Origin of the sequence: Chryseosolibacter histidinae, from assembly GCF_018598225.1 — a bacterium.
GTDB lineage: Bacteria > Bacteroidota > Bacteroidia > Cytophagales > Cyclobacteriaceae > Chryseosolibacter > Chryseosolibacter histidini.
Genome location: NZ_JAHESF010000010.1, coordinates 134,402 through 155,849 on the forward strand (window position 1 = coordinate 134,402; position 21,448 = coordinate 155,849).

Sequence of the window (21,448 nt, forward strand, 5' to 3'; positions counted from 1 at the left end):
TCCCCGCGCTGGGTAAAGGTTCAGCGCGGGGAAAGCTTCATTTATTCTTTTCTCACCATCTTAAAGTTGTATACTTCGCGCGATGTGACCAGGCGGGCAACAAAGAACCTTCCGGCGATGCCCTCGGCGTCAACGGTAAAGGTATAGGTCCTTCCCGCTTCGGCGCCGCCTTCATACAAACGTCCAAGCCTGTTGCCAAACACATCGTAAAGCTCCAGGAAAACATTTTGCTCCGCTTTGGGCAGCTGGAATTGCACCACCGCCGCATGCGTGAAAGGATTCGGGAAACCGCTGAGCACAGCCGCATCTTCTTCCACCGCGGTCCTGGCATTCGTTTCGTCATCAGCGGCAAAGCTGAAGGCAGGATCACAAGCGCCTAACGTGGCACCGGTCTTCAACAGCACTTTCGCTGCCAGCGGTGAAACACACAGCTGGGTGGTGTGGCGCCACAGCTCGAGGCATACCTCCACTTTGTTGTTCCTGTTACCGCATCGTACGTCGATCACTTCGACTTCGGTGGAAGCCGATGCAGCGCAGCCGAAAGAATTGGTGGCCGTCACAGTGAACTCATAGTGACCTTCCGCAGCGGGTGTGAAGACCGTCGCAGCCGCGTTGGTATTGCTCAAACCTTCCGCAGGAGTCCATACATAAGCAGTCCCTTGCGATGGCGTGCTGTTCGACGCAATGAGGGTAAGCTTCTGTGCACCGTAGCCCAGCGCCAGTGTGTTGGCAGGCAATCCCGTATAGGTGTTGTCAGATTTTGCCAGGGTGATGCCCAGCTGCGGAACAGCGCCGGTCACAGTAACCACGGCGGTGGCGGAATGCGTATTGCCATGGACATCGGCAGCAATCAGGGTCACCGTGTTCGCGCCGATATTCGTACAGTCGAATGTATTCGGATAAACGCTGAGGCTACCCGCATCGATGCCGCAGTTGTCCCACGAGCCATTGTTCACATCGGCAGCCGTGATGGTCAGCGTGCCATTGGCCAGCGCGCGGGAGATATTTTTCGTAACGATCACCGGTTCGGTATCATCAACAACCGTAACATTGAACGAGCGGGTCGATTCATTGCCGGAGGCGTCTTTGAAAACATAAGTAACGGCAGTTGTTCCTACCGGGAAAGAGGACCCAGGTGCATGGCTGCGGCTGAAGTAGGCCAGTGTTTCGGCGCAGTTATCCGTGGCCACAGGCTCTGTCCAGGTCACCACCTGCTCGCAGGTTGTATGTCCCTCGCCGGTCTGCGCAATGATATCTTCCACCGCGCTGACAACGGGCGGTGTAACATCCTTGATCTCTACTACAAAGCTGCACGACGACGATTTACCAGACGCGTCTGTTGCCGTTAAGGTCACTACTGCATTCTCCAGCCCGTTGACCACCGTGCCAGCTTCCGGGCTTTGGGTAACGATGATCTCATGCACCGGTGACACATCGTCGCTCACCACCGCCAGGTTTGTGTAATCAGGCAGCACGGCAGCGCACACCAGGTCGGCATTCAGCTGCTGGGAGCCGCCACACGCAATGGCCGGGGCCGCGTAATCGGTGACGTTAGACGGCACACTTTCATTGTGAAACCGGTCGAGCGAAGTAACCGTGTAATAATATGTGGTATCGGAAGGTAACGCCACATCTTTAAAAGTGGCGACGTCGGTGGATGTGATCGCCACGATATTTTCAGCGCGGGTGATATCGATCACGGGATTCTCGCCGCGGTAGATCACAAATTTTTTGGCTTTGTCGAGCTCGTTCAGCGCATCGGCAGGTTTTGTCCAGGTGAGCACCACTGAATCACTTCCATACTGCACGCCGGCGAGCAAGGTGGGCGGCTCAGGTGCCATGTTATCGCGCCACGGCATGGCTGGTAGCAGCGCAGGTTTTTTGTAGAAGTTCAGCCTTAACGAATCGCGGAAGCCGAGCTTCGAGCTGCTGCGAAGGCTACTGGTATTGTAAATGGATTGTCCGTAGATATTGGGGTACGCGGTGCTGCGGTTCATGCGCACTTCGTTGGGGATCATGGAAGGATTGGCCCAGTTAGCGCCTTGTGCCGGGTCGTTCACCTTGTAGCCGGCCATGCCGATATAGATGTGGCGACCATATGCATTGTTGTTCCACCAGGGAACGATCACGCTGTAGTTGGCACCGGGCTGACCGATGTACCAGTATACCTGCGGCGCGATGTAGTCAACCCAACCCTCCTGGATCCAGCGGCGTGAATCTGCAAAAAGCGTGGTGTAGTGTTCCAGTCCGCTGGTAGGCGTACCGATAGCAGGGTTCGTGCTGTTGCGATAGATGCCTGAAGGCGAAACACCGAACTTCACCCAGGGCTTCACACTTTGGATGGTATCGTTCAGGCCGCGGATGAGGATGTTCACATTATCCCTGCGCCAGTCGCCGCGGACGGTAAAACCGCGTGGGTCTGCAGCGAAGGTGGCGTCGTCATTATAAGGTGTAACGCCGGCTCCTGCTGCGGGCGGATAAAAGTAGTCGTCGAAGTGAATTCCGTCTACATCGTAACGGTTAACAATGTCAACCACCACCGAAGTAATGTAATTGCGCACGGCGGGCAATCCCGGGTCGAGCACCCGAAGCGTTCCCTGGGTGAGCAGCCATTCGGGGTGCTGCTTGGCTACGTGTGTGGCAGCGAATGAATTGATCTGGTTGTAGTTGGCCACGGCACGATAGGGATTGATCCACGCATGGAACTCGATGCCGCGCTTATGACATTCGTCGATCATGAACTGCAACGGATCCCATACGGTGGTAGCTCCGTCAACGAGGCTCACATCCACCGGCGCCTTTCCCTGCGTGCCCGTAAGGTCTGCTGACCACGGCTCGATGGCGCTGGGATACATGGCATCGCACTGGCTCCGGATCTGGATGAACAGTGTATTCATGCCCGTAGCCTTATGGTGATCAACGATGGAAATGAAGGCCGCACGCTGAAGCGCAGGAGGCTGCGAGCGGTTAGGCCAGTCGATGTTGGCATAGGTTGCTATCCACGCGCCACGCATCTCGCGTTTCGGTGCCTGGGCAAACCCGCAGAACGACATTAAAATGAGTGCTAGAAAAACAGGTAGACGTTTTCTCATATGGTTGTTAGGTTAATTTGGAATAGTAGGCAGTAGGCAAAATCAGATAGCTTTCAGCTATCTGGCAGTAGGCAATAGTGGCGTGAAAATATCACTACCGTTTTCCCATTCAATTAGAAAAACGTCAGTGAAGGTTTACTCACATTGCCTACTGATTATTGCCTACTGCCTACTGATTGATTACGGCTTTGCCTACTGTTTCCGATGACCATCGGTCCCGATAGCAATCGGGATGCGTACTGCCTGCTGATTAGCACTCCCCCAGCCTGCTGAATGGTGCAGAAATATCCATTCAGCCTAACAACCCCATGGCTTAAAAACTATTGCAGTTGCGACTTTATGTGCATGAATTTGCAGTATTTTTCGAGAATTAGCAATAAAATCGGCGTAATTATTTCAAGTTATTGCAGTTTTACAATAAATCATGCAACCTTACGCGGCTTTAAGCGATGGATCACTCTTAAATAAAATAGTAAGCTTGATCTGACAAGAGCACGTTTTGTAAAGCGCGACTCCTGGCTCTTGGCTTCTTACTCCTGGCTCCTTTTTATTTCGCGCCCATCACCTGGCGAATGGAATTGTAGTCGGCATCGGAAGCTCTCACAAAACCTTCGGCGCCGTAGAGATCGAGCAGCGCTTGTTTTCCTTTCGCATCCTGTGCCAGCTTCAGCAATGCCATGCAGATCTTGTTGGCAACTACGGGATCGAAGTCTTTTGAGAAGGCAATGGGATCGTTCGGGATAGGATCCGTTTTCACCAGGATGATCACCTTCTGCTCTACGTCAGGATATTTATCTTTGATGCGGCTGCGTGCGTCGTTGATAGCCCCATTAGCGGAGGGCATGGAAAAAAAAGCGGCGCCGGCATCGACCTTTCGCTCATAGACCTGCCGTACCACTTCATCGTGCTTCAGCAGGAACGACTCTTTGGAAGGCTTTACGTTATTTTTTTCCAGGATCTTTTTCGGATACAGGTAACCTGAAGTGGAAAGCTCATCGGTGTAGGCCATGATTTTGCCCTGAATATCCCTGACGCTCTTAATGCCAGAAGAGACATGCGTGATGATCATTCCCTGGTAAGTGGAGTGACCGAAGCGGATCGTTCTCAGCTTGACCACGGCACCGTGCCGGCTGTTGGCGATGACGTAGCTCTGGCTGTTCATCATGCCGAAACACGTTTTCTGCGATTTGAAATTATCCACCAGCTCGTCATAGTTTTTGGGGATCTTCATCTCGATGGAAACCCCGGTTTCCTTTTTCAGGAAATCGGTGATAAAAGATCCCTTGCTGCTCAACAGCTCTGCCGACATGGAAGGCGTCAGGTAAAAGCTGAAAGTTTCACCGGACTGGGCAGCAGCATGCATGCTCAGCATCAACAACATGAGAAACAAAACGGGGAACCTGAAGCGTATCATAGCCAATGTCATAGTGTTTACAATGATACGAAAACCAGTTGACAGTTGACAAAAAGCAATTGACAATAGCCAGAGACCGTATTGCGATCCGCCTGCCGATTCAAAGAAGCCGGTGGCGCGTGACAGTTCTGGCACTAAGAGCCTTCCCTACCGGAGCCTGATCACATTGGCTCAAACGCTTTGTCAACTGTTCGGTTGTCAACTGTCAACTACTCACCTCGCTCCCACCCAATACGGATAAACGGGCTTCAACGCGCTGACGGCATCCAGCCTGCTGACCTGTTGCGCGGTGAGGTTCCAGCCTACTGCGCCAAGGTTCTGGATCAGCTGTGCTTCATTGCGTGCGCCGATCACGATGTTTGAAACTGTGGCACGCTGCAGTAACCAGTTGAGGGCTACCTGTGCAACTTCCTTTCCGGTTTCAGCGGCAACTTCTTCGAGCGCGCCGATCACTGCAAAAAGAAACTCGTCTGTAACCTCCGGGCCACCCGCCGCGCCACCGGACTTGATGCGTCCTTCCGGCAGCGATTGACCTTTCCTGATCTTTCCGGTGAGCCTTCCCCATCCCAACGGACTCCACACCATCAGTCCAAGGCCCTGATCCTGTGCCATGGGCATGAGCTCCCATTCATACTCGCGGCCGATGAGGGAGTAGTAACCCTGGTAGATCACGTATCGCTCAAGTCCCAGTCGCTCAGATGCCGAGAGCGATTTCATCACCTGCCACCCCGAAAAATTAGAGCAGCCGATGTATCGAACCTTGCCGCTGGCCACGAGGTGATCGAGCGCCGCAAGGGTCTCCTCCACGGGAGTATGCGCATCGAACCCGTGCATGAAATACACATCGATGTGCTCTGTGCCCAGCCGTTTGAGGCTCGCCTCCACTTCCCTGATAAGGTGATAACGCGATGATCCTTTATCGTTTGGCCCATCGCCTACCGCGAACGTTGCTTTCGTTGCGATCAGCACATTGTTGCGTCTGCCCTTGAGCGCCGCGCCGAGGATCTCTTCTGCCGCACCTTGCGAATAAACATTGGCGGTATCGAAGAAATTTACACCGTGCTCCAGGCAGATGTCTACCAACCTGCGGGCTTCATTGATATCTGTTTCTCCCCACCGTTTGAAGAATTCATTGGTGCCACCAAACGTACCTGTGCCTAAACTCAGTACAGGAACCTTCAGTCCTGACCGTCCTAATTGCCGATATTCCATTTTCTGATCTGTTTTGATTAACTATTGAAGTTCAAAATTGATCAGAACGGCCGCGCATTTTCAGGAGATTGTACGGTTGTGCTGGTACTTTTTACAGGTTGGACAAAAGACGCCACCCTGTTTCGCTTGTCCATTTGCCAGCATGTCTCCCTCCTGGGCTGGTACAATCTTACAACAATAGTAGCCATTGAAAATCAATGGCTACCATATGTCCCCCTAAGCAGTGCGCAAAAAATCAGAAGTAGACTGTATGCGGAACAGACACGTTGTTCTGACTTTGATAGGTAGTTCCGGAAATACTGCCGGCCCAATATCCAGAATATGTTGATGTCTCGTATTCAAGCCATTGCCTGCTGCTGGCAAGGGGCACCCAGATGTTGCTGGTTGCATTACTGGTAGACCCGGACGAATAATAAGTAGTAACAGGAATGGAAGCCGCAAAGGGAGAGCAGGGAGGATAAGCGTAACAACTCATGCTGGGAGTGCTCACGTTCCAACTAACAGTTCTCACATCCGGACACGCTGACCAGCTTCTTCGGCTGTTCACCCTTCCCTCAAGTTTGAGTCTCAGGTATAAGGTAAGGCGTGTGTCGTAGTATGGACTGCATCCCAGTTGGCCACCGAACGTCTCGTAGGTGGACACGGGCTCTGTTATGTACTTCCGCTCGCTTCCGTCACCTAACGTGAATTGGAACTGGTCTCCTCCGGTTCCAACGTTTCCGGCAAGGTCGGCCGAGATCTGTCGCGCATTTTCAGCGTAGCCGTTTTCAATCCTCACAATTTTATAAACGCCTTTCCTTTCTGCCAACGGGATCATGTCCCTGGTCGCCTTGATAGCATTGAATTTCGCTACAGGCAGGTAGTATTTAGCTTCTCCGTAATACAAAATAACTTCTTCTCCGGCCTGTACAATTCCGTCGCTATTCAGGATAATCTGATGGCTCAATGGATATTCACCATAGCTTCGCGTGAGATCGCCATTGTCTATGTCATTTTCAAGGGCCGTTTTAAGCGAGTTGAACGTGTGACCTCGTTCCCAATTTGCGGTTTCAACGACATCGCCACTTTGAAGTTTTTCAAAAGCCGCTATGAGTGCCTCCTCGCTCGAGAAGACCAACCGCCCGTCGATGACCTTTACATCGGATGTTGCTTTTTGAGGATCGACACCTGGATCGCTGCAGGCCAGGGCGCAAAGCAAAGTGATCAGAATTAAAGATGTTTTTTTCATAGTTTGTTTTTTTAGACCTATAAAAAGATATCCGGAGCGCGCACTACGGAGTAGCTATGCTACAAGGTTCGAATTATAGCAGAGACAAAAAATTCTCATAAAGGGTGATTTTTATCTCCCGAAGCGCGCGTCAGGTATCCTAAAGGGGTATTGCCCTGTTGATCCAGGAGTCTTACCTTGTAGAATGATCAGGCTCGCTATTATCGACGATGATGATGTTTTGGCAAAGGCGCTGAAAAAAGAACTACTGGAATTTTATGAAATAGAGTCGGTAGTGGTGCGCAATGGTGGTTTTGATTACTACCGTGAGCTTCAGCGCACAGACCCGGCAGACCACCCCCACGTGATCATTATGGACATAAACATGGGCACCATAGATGAGGGAATTCACGCAACGCGCAAGATCAAAGATCTGTTTCCCCAAATTCATGTCGTTATGTTCACCATATCTGATACAGATGAGCTCATTTTCGAAGCATTCAAAGCAGGCGCGTTAGGGTATCTTCTAAAAAACGAAAAACCTTCCTTTATCCTCAAAACAATTATAGATGTTTACCACGGAGGCTCGCAAATGTCGCCAAGTATTGCACGCAAGACCATCACGTTGTTATCGCGTGAAGCTGCAAAAAAAGACGGGCGGGTGAAAAAGAATGATCTATTATCAGACCGTGAGCTGGATGTACTGAGGTTGGTAGAGACCGGGCATACCTATGAGCAGATTGGCAGAGAGCTTTTCATCAGCATCCACACAGTGAAAAAGCATATGAAAAATGTTTTTTCAAAGCTACAGGTCAACAACAAAATTGAAGCCCTTAACAAGATCAGTAAGTTATAGGCGGTACGTTCTACAGGCTCAGCGATATGGTGACCTGGGTTCCTGCATCGATCTTGGATGAAACCTCGAGGGCAGCCATAATTTCAGCTGCACGAGCATGCATATTTTGCAGGCCATGCTTCTCCCCCTTTGAATCCATTTCGGCGATAAATCCACTGCCGTTGTCTCTCACCTTACAGCAGAAAAGTTTACCCGGACCTCCATGAAAAATGCTTATCGATAGGGTATCGCAACCACTATGCTTTTGACTGTTGGCAATGGCTTCCTGGACAATACGGTAAAGGTTCAGTGCCTGAATCGGCATTAGTATAGTGGACTCATCCGCTACGTCAATGTTCAATTCATATCGGATTGTTTCTCCGTTTTGACGTAACCGCCAAACCAGGTTCCTCAGTTTGTCAAAAAACTGTGAAAAGGTGATACCTTCTTTTTGAATCGCCCAGATCGTGTCTCTCAGCTCAGTAACAGTAGTATTGACATTGTTGTAAATCGAATCGGCCAGCCGAGGCGGTATGTCATATTTTTTAACAACGTCGTTCAAACCCAACGACAATGAGACAAGCTTGGAACCGATGTTATCATGAAGATCTCTTGCAATTCGCTCCTTTTCAAGTCGCAGCTTATTTTGCGCTTCCAGTTCCAACAATCGACCTTTATATCGCGACCGGAAATAACTGAAGAAGATCAAGCCGATGAGAACCAGGACCGCCAGTTTGAAATAAACTGTTTCCCACCATGGCGGACGAATATAGATATGCTGCATCAGGATACTTTCCCAGTGCATACGATCGGTCGAGTATTGAATATCGATCTCATGGCGGCCCGGGGAGAGCGAAAAATAAGAGATCAAGAAATCGCGGGTGTAGTTCCACTGTTTTTCATTTTGATCTGACTTATGACGGATATAAATGTTTCTATTAGTAAAAGAGAGAAATCCGAAATCAAAGCAGATGTTGTTTTCCAGGTGTGTTAAATCGCCCAGCCTGCTGAGGCTAACCGGGTTGTTGTTGATAGTGACCTTATTGAGCCTGGGTAAAGGGTTTTTGTTGGCGAAGTTAATTTTTCCATCTTCAAAAACAGAAAAACCGTCATTTATAAAGCACCAGGTTTCATTGCCATTTCTGGCGACAAAATTTATCTTGTCACTCATCAACCCCGTAGATTTATCCAAAAAATCATAGGTAAAAAATCCCTGGGTCACCAGGCGTTCACGATCAACGCGAAGAAGGCCTTTTTCGGTGGCCATCCATATCGCGCTGTCTACGGAAACAGAATAAATGTTCTCAAAGGGTAACCGTTGCTGGCTAACACCATACGCAATTACTTTTTTATCCTCCACTATTTTGAATCCATTGCCGATGGTAGCCACCAGAAACTTTTCGCTTCCAAGGGGAAGAATGCCTGAAACTTTATCATTTTCAAACGCGCCAATCTTAACTAATGTGGAAAGTGATGTATCCGACTGATACAATCCCGTGATGCCTGCCAGGTAAATCCTATTTTGATCTACCGCTATATTTCTGCATCTGAAATCAATTTCCTTTGCACGAAGTAAATTGCCATTCGGATCAAGCACGTAAACACCATGCACGTTAATTCCCCAGATCTTATTCCCGTGCCGAATAATTTTTTTTGCGCCAATAAAATTTCTTGCGCCGAAAGCATACCCTATCTTTCTGAGGATCTTGCCGGAAGGATCGATCAGGAATGTATGACGTGTTGTTGAGATCCAGATGCAGTTTTGTACGCTGTCGAACAAGCCGGAAATGACAGGTTCGTGCACATCTATCAACCACTTTTTAACTCTCGTCTTATGATCAATACAAATAATGGTGCCATTGTCAAAGGCAACAACGGTGTTTTCATGACCCGGCAGCACGTCGGCAATTTTCAAGTCCTTCATCAGGGAAAAATTTCTGATATAAGGATTTACCAGGCAAAACACTCCCCTATCCAGTGTTGAAAACCATAAACTCCCTTCCCGATCCTGCAGAACAGATGAAACTGAATGACTTTGAAGAGAGGTCATTTCCAGGGGACGTTGAAGAGAAGCATCCGAAAACCGCGTAGCACCGCCATTTAAAAAGCCGATCCATAAGTTATCTTCTTTGTCAGTAGACAGGCTTATGATCTTTTTCTTCGTTAATAAAACCTGTTTCAAAACGCTGCCGTCATATTGAAAGATCCGTGTTCCGGTAGAAAAGTATAGTCGGTTTTTCCAGAACTGATGGCAAAAGAAAATGGTCTCTTCCCCGGTGAGATCAAGCCGGTGCTTTTTACCATTATGTGAAAAAAAAATTGGTCTGGCATGCAATGACAAACCACTGAGAATATAATTGTTGTTTTCTATGTGCCTCAGATAAATCACCCCAGGTTCACCGGGAACCTGCTCAACATCTCCTTGTTGTGTAACGCTCATCGTTCCAATGCCACAGGTTCCGATATGCAATACGCCGGTGCTATCCGGCACGATCGAATAATCGCAACCTTTTTTAATGATCGATTTGAGTCGGGTATTAAATGGATACGGAGTCATTTTTTCGTTCCTGTAAACGGAAGTTGCTCCGGAAAAAGTCCGGAACCACAAACCGTTCTTTGAATCTTCAAGGATCGAAAACACCACAGGATCGGCCAGTCCGTTCGATAAATTGAATAATTTCATCTCTCCCCCGTCAAAACGCACCACACCATTGTCAGTTGCAAACCAGATAAAACCGTCGTGATCCTCAAATACTTTATAAACCTCAGCACTGGGCAACCCGTTTTGGTCGTTGTAAATTTTAAAACTAACGTCCTGCGCCAGGCCCGGCACAACATTTATAAGCAGCATGAGCGCCGTCAATGCACAGACGCTCCACACGGAACAGCGTAACCTGAACTTCAATAATTGTATGACTTCTGGCATCATAAACGGCCATTTAAATACTGTACAATCAGGCTGGTGGAAGGCCCATCCTGTGTCAACTGTAGAACAAGATCGTCTTTTTGAAGTGACTGCATCCTGCAGAACGAAAATATTGATTTTTCGCAAAAGGAACTTAAGCATATATCCTGTACGTTGAAGGTGCTCACACGCCCAAATCCCATCTTTTTAAGATCCCGAAGGATACCGGTACCTGAAAACAATAGCACGGCAGTTGTGCTCCGAAAGGATCATCGATATGAAGCAATCCCGGTTTTTGTTCCGACCGTTAACGGGGATACCCATTAAGTATAATTTATTCAAACGCTACCTTCCGGATTTACTTCTTTCGAGGTATTGCTCCCCCCGCACGGGCAGGTGTAAATTGAAGAAATAAATCAAATTTCTATGTATAGAAAAATCCTGACACTCCTCGTTTTGATTGGACTCATATCCTGTCAGCAGGATGAACTTATAACAGTCGATCGTGCCCCTGCCGATATTGAAGTACAAGACGGAATGCTCGTGTTCGCGTCTGAACAGGTCTATTCGAAAACGCTCCTTGCAATTGAGAGGATGAGCCCCGTTGAGCAGAAAGCATGGACAAATCAGTTCAGGTTTACACCGCTATCCAACCTTTTAAGTGATGTAACAAATCCAGACAAGCTCATTGAAACGCAAGGCCTGTCGCACCTGACCCCCGCTCACTGGCTTGTTCTTAATAATGAGAGACGCGTTCGAATCGGGGAAGTGGTGATGTACTTCAACGACAAGACCAAATATTTCATGGACGTGAATGAATACAATAAGCTCACCGACAAAAGAGATATTGCCAGGTCTCCCTGGACTGGCATCATACTTTCCGAGGTATTAAATAATACGGAGGGCTCGAACGAACGTATTTATTTCGATGCATGGAATAATGGCAATATCGGGGTTGGGGGCACGCAACATACATTTGACTCGCCGGCTGGCAAGCGAAAATTTGTTATTGAGTGGGTTTCGTCAGTTGAACAGACATCATTGCCAGCCAATGGGTGCGGTGATATTCATATGCACGCGAGGTTATATTTGCGATGCAAAAATTTACGACAGGGTGGTTCATCCTGGGTTAACGCCTTCGAACCTTATTCTGTTGCCGTCAACATCGATGTTGATGGAGTAAGGTTCTATTATGGACTCCACCAGCCGAGCAATGAATGTAACTATGAGGATGCCATGTGGGGTCCCCCCGGTGTTCCCTACAATGGCTACTTTGCTCACATCAGTGCGTCAACCGTTGGGTACATTTCTGCAGGAGACTTCTATGTGCTGATTGCCGGTCCTCCCGACTTTTACGGAGAGAAGCGTGCAACTTTCGATTTGAAAAAGTGGGAAGGGTACTCGACAGGAACGGTTACGATGCACAATGCTGCGGCACCCTACGCCTTCACTTATATCATGTAGGATCAGGCTGCAGGGATCTGATTGCCTACAGCATCCTCATAGCGCCGCTCAACCTGGACTCTTAGCCCATGTTCGCAGCCCATGTTGGTATTCTTCACCAACATGCCCACTCCTGTGCTGGCGCAAGGTCTTACGCGGGGCGTCTGGGAATGTACGTGACTTGTGCCCATAACAATGGCGGTCTTCATATTGCCGGGTGCTGTTTGGTCCTGCCAGATGCTTTGTGTACTTTTCAATGACAATTTACGCAGCTGACGCGCTACATCAAATCATGGTCCATTATGCCCACAAAGCCAACAGGTACTATCAGTAAAGACATTCAAGCGTACAACAAAGCTCAATCCGATGAAAACCGGGATATCTGCGATCTTCTATCGCAGGAGATCAGCAATGGCTTACCGGAAGCGGAAAATAAGATCTGGCACGCACATCCCGTCTGGTTCCTGGATGGCAACCCGGTTGTCGGATACAGCAAATTGAAAAATTGTATCCGGCTTTTGTTCTGGAGTGGTCAATCTTTCGATGAAGAATCGCTTCAAAAAGAAGGCAGCTTCAAAGCCGCTGAAGCCCGGTATACCGCTGCCGAACAGATAAACACCAAAGACCTGAAGCGATGGCTGAAGAAGTCCAGGGAGATTCAATGGGATTACAAGAATATCGTAAAACGCAAGGGAGTGCTGGAAAGGTTAAAATAAACCTGCCACCCCGACCTAACTCAACCCTTTGAGGGTTATGCAAAGTGTTGCGCTATGTTAAATAAGGCATTGCCTTTTGAAAAGCCCTCAAAGGGTTGTTAAAAAAAACGTTTATACCGCTCTGAATTCCGAGGGCGATTTTCCCGTCTGACTTTTATAATAACGCGCGAAGTAAGAAGGGTCATCATAACCCAACCTGTACGCGATCTCGCTAATACTTTTTTCGGAATGCTTCAGGCACATGGTGGCCTGCTTGATCAGCTGTGCCTTGATCAGTTGCCCGGCAGATTTACCGGTGATGTCCTTGATGGTGTCGTTGAGGTGATTTTGTGAAACGCCAAGCTCATCGGCATAGGCTGCCACGGTCTTGAGCTCGATGGTATTGCCTGCATTGATCACGTTGAAGTCACGCATGTAGCAGGCAGTGAAGGCCTTCAGCAATCGCAGGCCGGCGTGATCGGTAGTCGCCGCGGGAACAGCTTCCATACTGTATTGCGCATAGGCCTTGTTCAGCAGCACGTGCAGCTGGCTTCGCAGAATGTTGTCGGAGAATTCGTTCCTGTGCTCATATTCATCGAGCATCTGTTTGAATAACAGCAGGTAATAATCGGCCTGTTCATCGTTGAGGTTCAGCACAGCATTGCCATCGATCTGGAAAAAAGGAAGGCTGCTGAGGAACTGCCGGTTTACGCTGCCGAGGTTGAAGAAGTCGTCGGAGAAGGTGCAGAAGATGCCCTGATGCTCGTTGGACTCCGATTGCCACGCGCTCACCATATCAGGGCTGACGAAGCACAGCATGTTCTTTTTGATGTAATGGTCTTTCAGGCCGAAGGTATGGATGCCTTCTCCTTCTATGACAAGAAATACCATGTAAAAATCAAGGCGATGTGGCTCGATGCTGTTCTTCCACAGGCAGCGGCGGTTGATCTCGAAGTGTTGAAAAGACGACCCTGCAGGTAAAGCCGGCTTTGCATACTTATCTTTAAAATACTCCTTACCGAAGGAGGCACTTTTGAGGATCGGGATATTGTTGTTTCTCATGGGAAAAGTCCACGGTCGACGGTCCACAGACCACGGCCGTATGCGGGTGAAAACAAATATACGGAGTATTTGGATCCCGCGTTCCAAATCTCGTTGTTGGTGAAGAACACCAACAACGGCGGAAAACGGCGCGGACTTTAAACCTTAAACTTTAAACTTTTAACTCTCCCTGTAACCTTTCGAACTGATTCCAGTAACCAGGTTTCAAACCTGATCTTCTATGATGAACTACGTCAAAACGACCTTGCGGAACCTGTGGAAGAATCGCGGTTACGCAGCGCTCAATGTTGCAGGGCTGGCCATTGGTATTGCGTGCGCATCGCTGATCTTTCTTTGGGTGGAAGATGAGGTCACCTTCGATCATGACGTTGCTAAGCGCGATCATATTTATCGTGTGATGGAAAACCAGGTTCACGATGGCGTAACATCTACCGTCAACGTAGTGCCCGGTCCTATGGCAGGTGTTTTAAGGAACGAGATCACAGGCATCAAACATGCCTCACGCACTACCAGCGGACTGGTTCCCATGCTCTTTACGGTAAATGACAAAGCACTGTACGAAAAAGGAGATTATGTCGACTCCACCTTCTTTTCAATAGTAGCGCCCCTATTCGTGCAGGGAGACCCGGAGACAGCCCTGAACGACCTGCATGCGCTGGTCATTACCCAACGTATGGCGCTGAAATTCTTTGAAACAGCCGATGTGGTAGGCCAGAGCATCAAGATGGACAACGATGCCTTATTCACCATCACAGGTGTGATACAAGATCCCCGCCCCAATTCTTCTTTCCAGGCCGACTGGCTTGCGCGGTTCGATCTGCTGGAAAACAAATTCCCCTGGCTGAAACGCTGGGATGCCAACGCTGCCCCTACGGTGGTGGAGCTATATCCCGGTGCTGACGTAAGCCTGATCAATGAGAAACTCACAACCCTGTTGAAAGAAAAAGGTGGCAATGGTGTCTCCTGCTTTCTTTTCCCCATGAATGACTGGCATCTTTACAATCATTTTGCGAACGGCGTGCGGGATAATGAAGGGCAGATCAAGTATGTAAAACTTTTCGCAGCCATCGCCTGCATTATCCTGGTGGTGGCCTGCATCAACTTCATGAACCTGGCCACGGCGCGCTCCGGACCACGGGCAAAGGAGGTTGGTGTTCGAAAAACACTTGGGGCTGCAAGGAGAACACTCATTTCCCAATTCATCGGCGAGTCAGTCATGCTCGCGTTCGTTTCCGTGCTCATCGCCATCGTGATCGCATATTGTACACTCCCGGCATTCAATTCACTTGTCGGCAAGGAGCTAACGATCCAGCTTACCAACCCCTGGCATACCGGCACACTGGCTGTGATCACATTGGTTTGCGGATTGCTGGCAGGAAGCTACCCTGCGTTTTATCTTTCATCATTCAACCCGACACATGTGTTGAAGGGTATAAAAGCAAGTAGTGATGCAGGATCTGGTTTTATCAGGAAAGGGCTTGTGGTGGTGCAGTTCGTAGCATCCATTATTCTCATGGTGGCCACGGTAATCATTTACCAGCAGGTTCAGTATGCCAGGCAACGCGATCTTGGATACGATACAAGCCATGTAATCTACATGGACGTGCGTGGTTCCATGATCGAACACTTTAATGCTATTAAGAACGAGCTCGTACGCTCGGGCGCGGCAGAGAACGCAGCGCTGAGCATCAACCCCGTGATCAGGCTGGGATGGTACAGAAGCGATGGCCTTTCATGGCAGGGAAAGGATCCCAACAAAAATGTGCTTATCGTCACAGAAGCCGTTACACCGGAATTTGTTTCCACATTACACATGACGATCCAGGAGGGTCGCGACTTCTACCCGGATGCGGACCGGGACACCGACAACATCCTGGTCAACGAGACACTGGCGAAGCTGATGGGTGACAAATCACCGGTAGGTGACGTCATCAAAGCTGGTGACCGCCAGATGAAGGTGATCGGTGTGGTCAGTGATTTTGTCTATGAAAATATGTACAGCAAGGCTCCGTCGCCGGTGATCATGACGTGCAATCCCTCATCCTACCGGTATCTCACCATCAGGCTGAAAGCTTCTGCCGACCTGCCTGCCAGCCTGGGCAAAATAGAAAGTGTGATCAAGGAACATAACCCAGAGTATCCCTTTGACTACACGTTTTTGGATGAGGAGTTCAACAAACTGTTTAAAACTGAAGCGCTCGTGCAGAAGCTTGCGGGCATGTTCGGTGCGCTCGCCATCTTTATCTCGTGCCTGGGTCTTTTCGGGCTGGCCGCCTACACTGCACAACGGCGTTCAAAAGAGATCGGTATCAGAAAGATCCTGGGGGCTTCCGCAAACAGCGTAGCCACACTGATCTCGACGGACTTCCTCAGGCTCGTCACGCTTTCATTCGTTGTAGCGTTTCCCCTTGCCTGGTGGATGATGCATCAATGGCTGCAATCTTATGAGTATCGCACACCCATTTACTGGTGGGTATTCATGGCCGTAGGTGCGCTCACGCTGATCATCACCCTGGCCACCGTGGGTTTCCAAACCATGAGAGCCGCGTTGGTAAATCCAACGGAGGTGTTGAGGGCTGAGTAGTCCATGACTTACAGCCGATTTTAATTTAACGAACGTTATGGGCTGTTCTAAAAAGTGAGTCATGGCTGTCTGAACCCTGATTACAAAGACAACACATGACCTCACTTCTGGCAACTAACTAAGCTCATCGTTCATCCGCTTGTCGGTGAAGAACACCAACAAGGGCGGTGGGCGGGCACCCAACAAGTGCGGGCTCCGCTCGGTCAACCCTTCGAGGGTTGTACAAGAGGCGTGCTACCTTTAAAAGCACTACCACCTGAAAAGCCCTCGAAGGGATAGTCTACGAACCAGACCAGGGGCTACCAATCACCAATTACCGATCACCAATCACCGATCATCTGACTCTACTTCCACCCTCCCCCCAAGCTCGCATACAACTCCACACGCGCACTCAATTGCTGTCGTGTAATGGCGCTCTTTTCGAGCGATGCCTGCAGCGCGCGGCTTTGTGCGGTGATCACTTCGAGGTAATTGGCCATGCCACTTCTGAACAGAAGCTGCGCGTTGGTCACAGCCTGGTCGAGTGTCTGCGCGCGGGCCGTGGCCACCTGTTGCTGTGTGGCAAGCTTGTCAATTTTTATCAGCGCATTGGTGACTTCATGTACGGCGGTGGTCACGGACTGCCTGAAGGCAATCACCTGCTCTTCACGGTGTATTTTAGCCACCTCGAATTGCGTTCTCAGGGCACGGCGCTGAAAGATGGGTTGCACCAGGTTTCCTGCAGCGGTACCAAACAACGATGCGGGTACTGTAAACCAGCTTGACGACTTGTAGGCGTTCAGTCCGCCGGATGCGGTGAGGCTCAGCGCCGGGTACATGTTGCCCTGCGCTACTCCCACACGGGCGTTGGCAGCGATGAGCGCCTGCTCGCTGGCCCGCACATCTGGGCGGAACCGCAGCAGATCGGCAGGAACGCCGGTAGCCAGGTTTTCTCCGATGACGATGTCACTCAGCGCAAGCTGTCGCGCTACTTCACCGGGAAGCTCTCCTGCCAGCAGGTGAATGGCATTTTCCTGTAAGGTGATGGCTTGCTCGAGCTGAGGTACAAGCAACGCCGCAGTCTGTTGCTGCGCCTGCGCCTGCTGAACGGCGAGCTCCGTTACCTCGCCCGCATCTTTCTGAAGCCTGATGATGTTGAGCAGGCTGTCGCTCAAGGATACGTTGCGCCGCGCAATGGCGAGCTGCTCGTCCATCATCAACAGGTTGTAATAGCTATCGGCCACCTGCGCCACCAGGCTGGTCTGCACGGCACGTCCTGCTTCATAGGTTTGCAGGTAGTCGGCCAGCGCGGCCTGCTTCTGCCGGCGGATCTTGCCCCACACATCGAGCTCCCACGAAATACCGGTGCTCAGCGTATAATCTTCAATGTGCTTTACATGGAGAAAATTGCTGAGACTAATGCCGTTGAGGCTGTTCTCCGATGGGTTCACCGTAGACGCTGCCACCTGGGCATTCCAGGCGGGAAGCCACGCCGCGCGTGCCTGCCGCGAGTAAGACCTCGAGACCTCGATACGTTTGATGGCCAGCTGCAGGTTGAAGTTGTGCGCGATCGATCGCTCGATCAGTGCCGCGAGCGTTGTATCCTGGAAGAATACCTTCCACGAGCGTGTAGCCAGGCTGCTGTCAGCGGAGACCGCCGCGTTATACTTTTCGGGGAGCGCCAGTGAGGGCTGCTTGTAATTACGGCCCACCGAACATCCCAGCAGTACGGCAGCCATTAAAAAGACCGTTATATAAGGTATTGTATGATATGTCTTATGCTTTTGCATGATCAGTCCGTTTTAAAATATCAGTTTGCTTCTGCAACTTCAGTCTCCCGTTTTCTGCTGACCCTTTCCTGCAGATACTGGAAGATGACGTACAGCACCGGCACCACGAAGATGCCGAGCACCACACCCGTCAACATACCTCCTGCCGCACCGGTGCTGATGGAGCGGTTACCGAGCGCCGAAGCACCGTTTGCGCTCATCAGCGGAAGAATACCGGCGATGAAAGCAAAAGAGGTCATCAGGATGGGGCGAAGCCTGAGCTTCGAAGCCTCGATGGCGGAAGCGATCAGGTCCATGCCTGCCTTTCGGCGTTGCACCGCATACTCCACGATCAGGATCGCGTTCTTCGCCAGCAACCCGATGAGCATGATGAGGCCCACCTGCACATAGATGTTGTTGTCTATACCAAACAGGTTGATGAACAGGAACACGCCGAAGATGCCCAATGGAATCGACAGGATCACCGACAGCGGAAGAATATAGCTCTCATACTGCGCCGCCAGCAGGAAGTACACGAAGACGAGACAGAGCACAAAAATGAATCCGGCCTGTCCGCTGGACGCGATCTCCTCTTTGGTCATGCCCGACCATTCATAGCTGAAACCACGGGGCAGATACTGCGCAGCCACTTCTTCCACAGCCTTGATGGCATCACCGGAGCTGTACCCGGGCTTGGGCACACCGTTGATGGTAACCGCGGTGAAGAGGTTGTTGCGCGTTACGGTCTCGGGACCGAAAACACGTTTCAGTGTTACCAGCGTGCTTAACGGCACCATCTCACCATAGCTGTTCTTCACAAACATACCTTTGAGGGAAGCAGGATCGTCGCGGAAAGGAATGTCGGCCTGAACGATCACCCTGTAGAACTTGCCGAAGCGGTTGAAGTCTGAGGCAAACGTGCTTCCATAGAATACCTGCATGGTCTGCAGTACATCGGTGACCGATACGCCAAGCTGCTTCGCCTTCTTCTCGTCAACGTTGAGCATATACTGCGGATTGCCGGTGTTGAACGTGGTGAAGGCGTAAGCGACCTCCGGGCGTTTCATCAGCTCGCCGATGAAGCCCTGTGCCGTTTCATTCAGGGTTTGCAACGATCCGCCTGTACGGTCTTGCAAGATCACCTCGAAGCCCGCCATGTTGCTGAAGCCGGGGACGGTTGGCATCGTGAAGGTGAAAATGTCGGCCTCGTTGATGGCGCTCAGCTCTCCCTGCACCATACCCATGATCTGATTGATATCTTTTACGGCGCCGCGCTCGTCGTGGGGTTTCATCTTCACAAAACCCACGGCATAGTTCGAGCTCGACGACGACGTCATCAGGTTCAGGCCTGCCACGCTCAGGTAATGGTTGGTGGCATCCAGTTTTTTCATGACCTGCTCCACCTTGTCAACGGCCTGGCGCGTACGCTGCAACGAAGACCCTGGCGGCGTGGTAATGGAGTATACAAAGAAGCTCTGGTCTTCGTTGGGAATAAATCCTGTAGGCGTTGTGCGCAGCATCCACAGCGATACCAGCGTGATCAGCGCAAGGCCTGCAACGGTGATCCACTTGCGTTTTACCAGGAACTGCAGGCTACCGATGTATTTTTCGGTCACTGCGGTGAAGCCTGTATTGAAAGCCGTGAAGAACCGCTGACTCCATTTTTTGTTCTCGCCGTGGTCATGGCCATGTGCCGGCTTCAGGAAGAGCGCACACAATGCCGGACTTAATGTAAGCGCATTCACCGCAGAAATAATGATGGCGATGGCCATGGTAAACGCAAACTGGCGATAGAACACGCCGGCAGGCCCCTGCATAAAACCTACGGGAATAAACACGGCAGACATCACCAGCGTAATGGAGATAATAGCACCGGAGATCTCACGCATCGATTCGAGCGTGGCGGCGCCTGCTTTCATTTTGGTGCGCTCCATCTTGGCGTGCACGGCTTCAACGACCACAATGGCGTCGTCAACCACAATGCCGATGGCGAGCACCAGCGCAAAGAGGGTCAGCAGGTTAATGGTAAATCCAAACACCTGCATGAAGAAGAACGTACCGATGATGGCCACGGGCACCGCGATGGCGGGAATGAGCGTGGACCGGAAATCCTGCAGGAAGATGAATACCACCAGGAACACCAGGATGAAAGCTTCCACCAGTGTTTCCATCACCTGCTTGATGGATTCGTCAAGGTATTCTTTGGTGCTGTAGATCGTAAAGGTGCTGATGCCCTTCGGAAAATCGCGCGACGCCTTCTGCATCAGCTCATTGATGGCGATCTGGATCTCGTTGGCATTTGAGCCCGCGGTCTGAAAAATGGCGATGCCAATGCCGTCTTTGCCATTCACGGTAGTGTTCTGCGTGTAGGAAAAAGAACCGAGCTCGATGCGGGCCACATCTTTCAGGCGCAGCAGCGATCCGTCAGCGTTCGCCTTCAGCACGATGTCTTCATACTGGTTGCCTTCGCTCAACTTTCCCTTGTATTTGAGCACGTACTCGAATGATTCCTGGCTGCTCTCGCCAAAACGTCCGGGTGCGGCTTCAACGTTCTGCTCACGGATGGCGGCCAGCACCTCTTGTGCGGACAGGCCGTAGGTGGCAAGGCGATCGGGCCGGAGCCAGATGCGCATGGAATAGTCTTTGGAACCGAATACCATGGCCTGCCCTACGCCGGGCACACGCTGGATCTCGGGCACGATGTTGATCTTGGCGTAGTTCTGCATGAACGTCTCGTCATACATCTTGTCATCGCTCACAAGGTTCACCACCATGATCATACTGTTCTGCTGTTTCTGTGTGGTAACACCGGCCTGCACCACTTCGGCGGGCAGCATGCTCATGGCCTTCGACACACGGTTCTGAACGTTGACCGAAGCCAGGTCAGGATCGGTGCCGAGCTTGAAATAAACGGTGAGAATCATGGTACCATCGTTGTTCGACGTGGAGGTCATGTAGGTCATGTGCTCCACACCGTTCACAGCCTCCTCTATCGGTGTGGCTACTGAACGGGCCACCACCTCGGCATTGGCACCGGGATACACGGCCGCCACCTGAATGCTTGGCGGTGCAATATCCGGGAACTGCGTCACCGGAAGGTTCATCAGCGACAGCAATCCCAGCAACACCAGCAGTGTGGAGATCACCGTTGCCAGAACCGGTCGTTCTATAAATATCTTTAACATAGACAAAAAGTTTTAGGTCCGCGGCGCGTGGCCACGGAAGGTTTAAAGGTTAAAAAGACTACTTCA

General features: G+C 50.6%; 13 protein-coding genes. 4 read left to right on the top strand and 9 right to left on the bottom strand.

The genetic code is table 11. The features are described 5' to 3' along the window. Nucleotides 1-41: 41 nt before the first annotated feature. From KK083_RS12165 to KK083_RS12180, 4 genes are all read right to left on the bottom strand, one after another. Nucleotides 42-3,092: a family 10 glycosylhydrolase gene (locus KK083_RS12165; RefSeq protein WP_254163508.1), complete on the bottom strand. Its 3,051-nt coding sequence runs from the start codon at nucleotides 3,090-3,092 to the stop codon at nucleotides 42-44. A gap of 547 nt (nucleotides 3,093-3,639) precedes the next feature. Further along, on the bottom strand, nucleotides 3,640-4,506 hold the full coding sequence (locus KK083_RS12170) for a phosphate/phosphite/phosphonate ABC transporter substrate-binding protein (protein WP_254163509.1): 867 nt from the start codon (nucleotides 4,504-4,506) through the stop codon (nucleotides 3,640-3,642). 213 nt (nucleotides 4,507-4,719) lie between these two features. Next, nucleotides 4,720-5,718 carry an aldo/keto reductase gene (locus tag KK083_RS12175; RefSeq protein ID WP_254163510.1) on the bottom strand — a complete coding sequence of 333 codons (999 nt, stop codon included), beginning with the start codon at nucleotides 5,716-5,718 and terminating at the stop codon, nucleotides 4,720-4,722. A gap of 235 nt (nucleotides 5,719-5,953) precedes the next feature. Beyond that, nucleotides 5,954-6,946 carry a hypothetical protein gene (locus KK083_RS12180; RefSeq protein ID WP_254163511.1) on the bottom strand — a complete coding sequence of 331 codons (993 nt, stop codon included), beginning with the start codon at nucleotides 6,944-6,946 and terminating at the stop codon, nucleotides 5,954-5,956. 184 nt (nucleotides 6,947-7,130) lie between these two features. Here KK083_RS12180 and KK083_RS12185 point away from each other — a divergent pair, with 184 nt between their 5' ends. Further along, on the top strand, nucleotides 7,131-7,781 hold the full coding sequence (locus tag KK083_RS12185) for a response regulator (RefSeq protein WP_262899508.1): 651 nt from the start codon (nucleotides 7,131-7,133) through the stop codon (nucleotides 7,779-7,781). A 10-nt stretch (nucleotides 7,782-7,791) separates the two neighbouring features. Here the strand turns inward: KK083_RS12185 and KK083_RS12190 are convergent, their stop codons facing one another. After that, entirely contained in the window at nucleotides 7,792-10,689 is a 2,898-nt protein-coding gene (locus KK083_RS12190; protein ID WP_254163513.1) for a ligand-binding sensor domain-containing protein, read from the bottom strand. Between the two features lie 402 nt (nucleotides 10,690-11,091). On the opposite strand from KK083_RS12190, the gene KK083_RS12195 reads away from it, so the two are divergent. After that, nucleotides 11,092-12,129 (top strand): hypothetical protein, encoded by a 1,038-nt coding sequence (locus KK083_RS12195; RefSeq protein WP_254163514.1) that lies wholly within the window; start codon nucleotides 11,092-11,094, stop codon nucleotides 12,127-12,129. Between the two features lie 2 nt (nucleotides 12,130-12,131). Here KK083_RS12195 and KK083_RS12200 read toward each other — a convergent pair whose 3' ends face one another. Next, complete coding sequence (locus KK083_RS12200; RefSeq protein ID WP_254163515.1) at nucleotides 12,132-12,365, bottom strand: hypothetical protein; 234 nt, start codon at nucleotides 12,363-12,365, stop codon at nucleotides 12,132-12,134. Between the two features lie 45 nt (nucleotides 12,366-12,410). On the opposite strand from KK083_RS12200, the gene KK083_RS12205 reads away from it, so the two are divergent. Then, complete coding sequence (locus KK083_RS12205; RefSeq protein WP_254163516.1) at nucleotides 12,411-12,824, top strand: DUF1801 domain-containing protein; 414 nt, start codon at nucleotides 12,411-12,413, stop codon at nucleotides 12,822-12,824. A 111-nt stretch (nucleotides 12,825-12,935) separates the two neighbouring features. Here the strand turns inward: KK083_RS12205 and KK083_RS12210 are convergent, their stop codons facing one another. Further along, nucleotides 12,936-13,865: a helix-turn-helix domain-containing protein gene (locus KK083_RS12210; protein WP_254163517.1), complete on the bottom strand. Its 930-nt coding sequence runs from the start codon at nucleotides 13,863-13,865 to the stop codon at nucleotides 12,936-12,938. Between the two features lie 220 nt (nucleotides 13,866-14,085). Here KK083_RS12210 and KK083_RS12215 point away from each other — a divergent pair, with 220 nt between their 5' ends. Further along, the gene (locus tag KK083_RS12215; protein WP_254163518.1) at nucleotides 14,086-16,449 is read left to right on the top strand and encodes an ABC transporter permease; all 2,364 of its coding nucleotides are present in this window, start codon (nucleotides 14,086-14,088) and stop codon (nucleotides 16,447-16,449) included. 344 nt (nucleotides 16,450-16,793) lie between these two features. Here KK083_RS12215 and KK083_RS12220 read toward each other — a convergent pair whose 3' ends face one another. Next, on the bottom strand, nucleotides 16,794-18,218 hold the full coding sequence (locus KK083_RS12220) for an efflux transporter outer membrane subunit (protein ID WP_254163519.1): 1,425 nt from the start codon (nucleotides 18,216-18,218) through the stop codon (nucleotides 16,794-16,796). Nucleotides 18,219-18,238: 20 nt separating this feature from the next. Further along, a complete protein-coding gene (locus KK083_RS12225; protein WP_254163520.1) occupies nucleotides 18,239-21,382 on the bottom strand; it encodes an efflux RND transporter permease subunit in 3,144 nt (1,047 codons plus the stop codon). Between the last annotated feature and the right edge of the window lie 66 nt (nucleotides 21,383-21,448).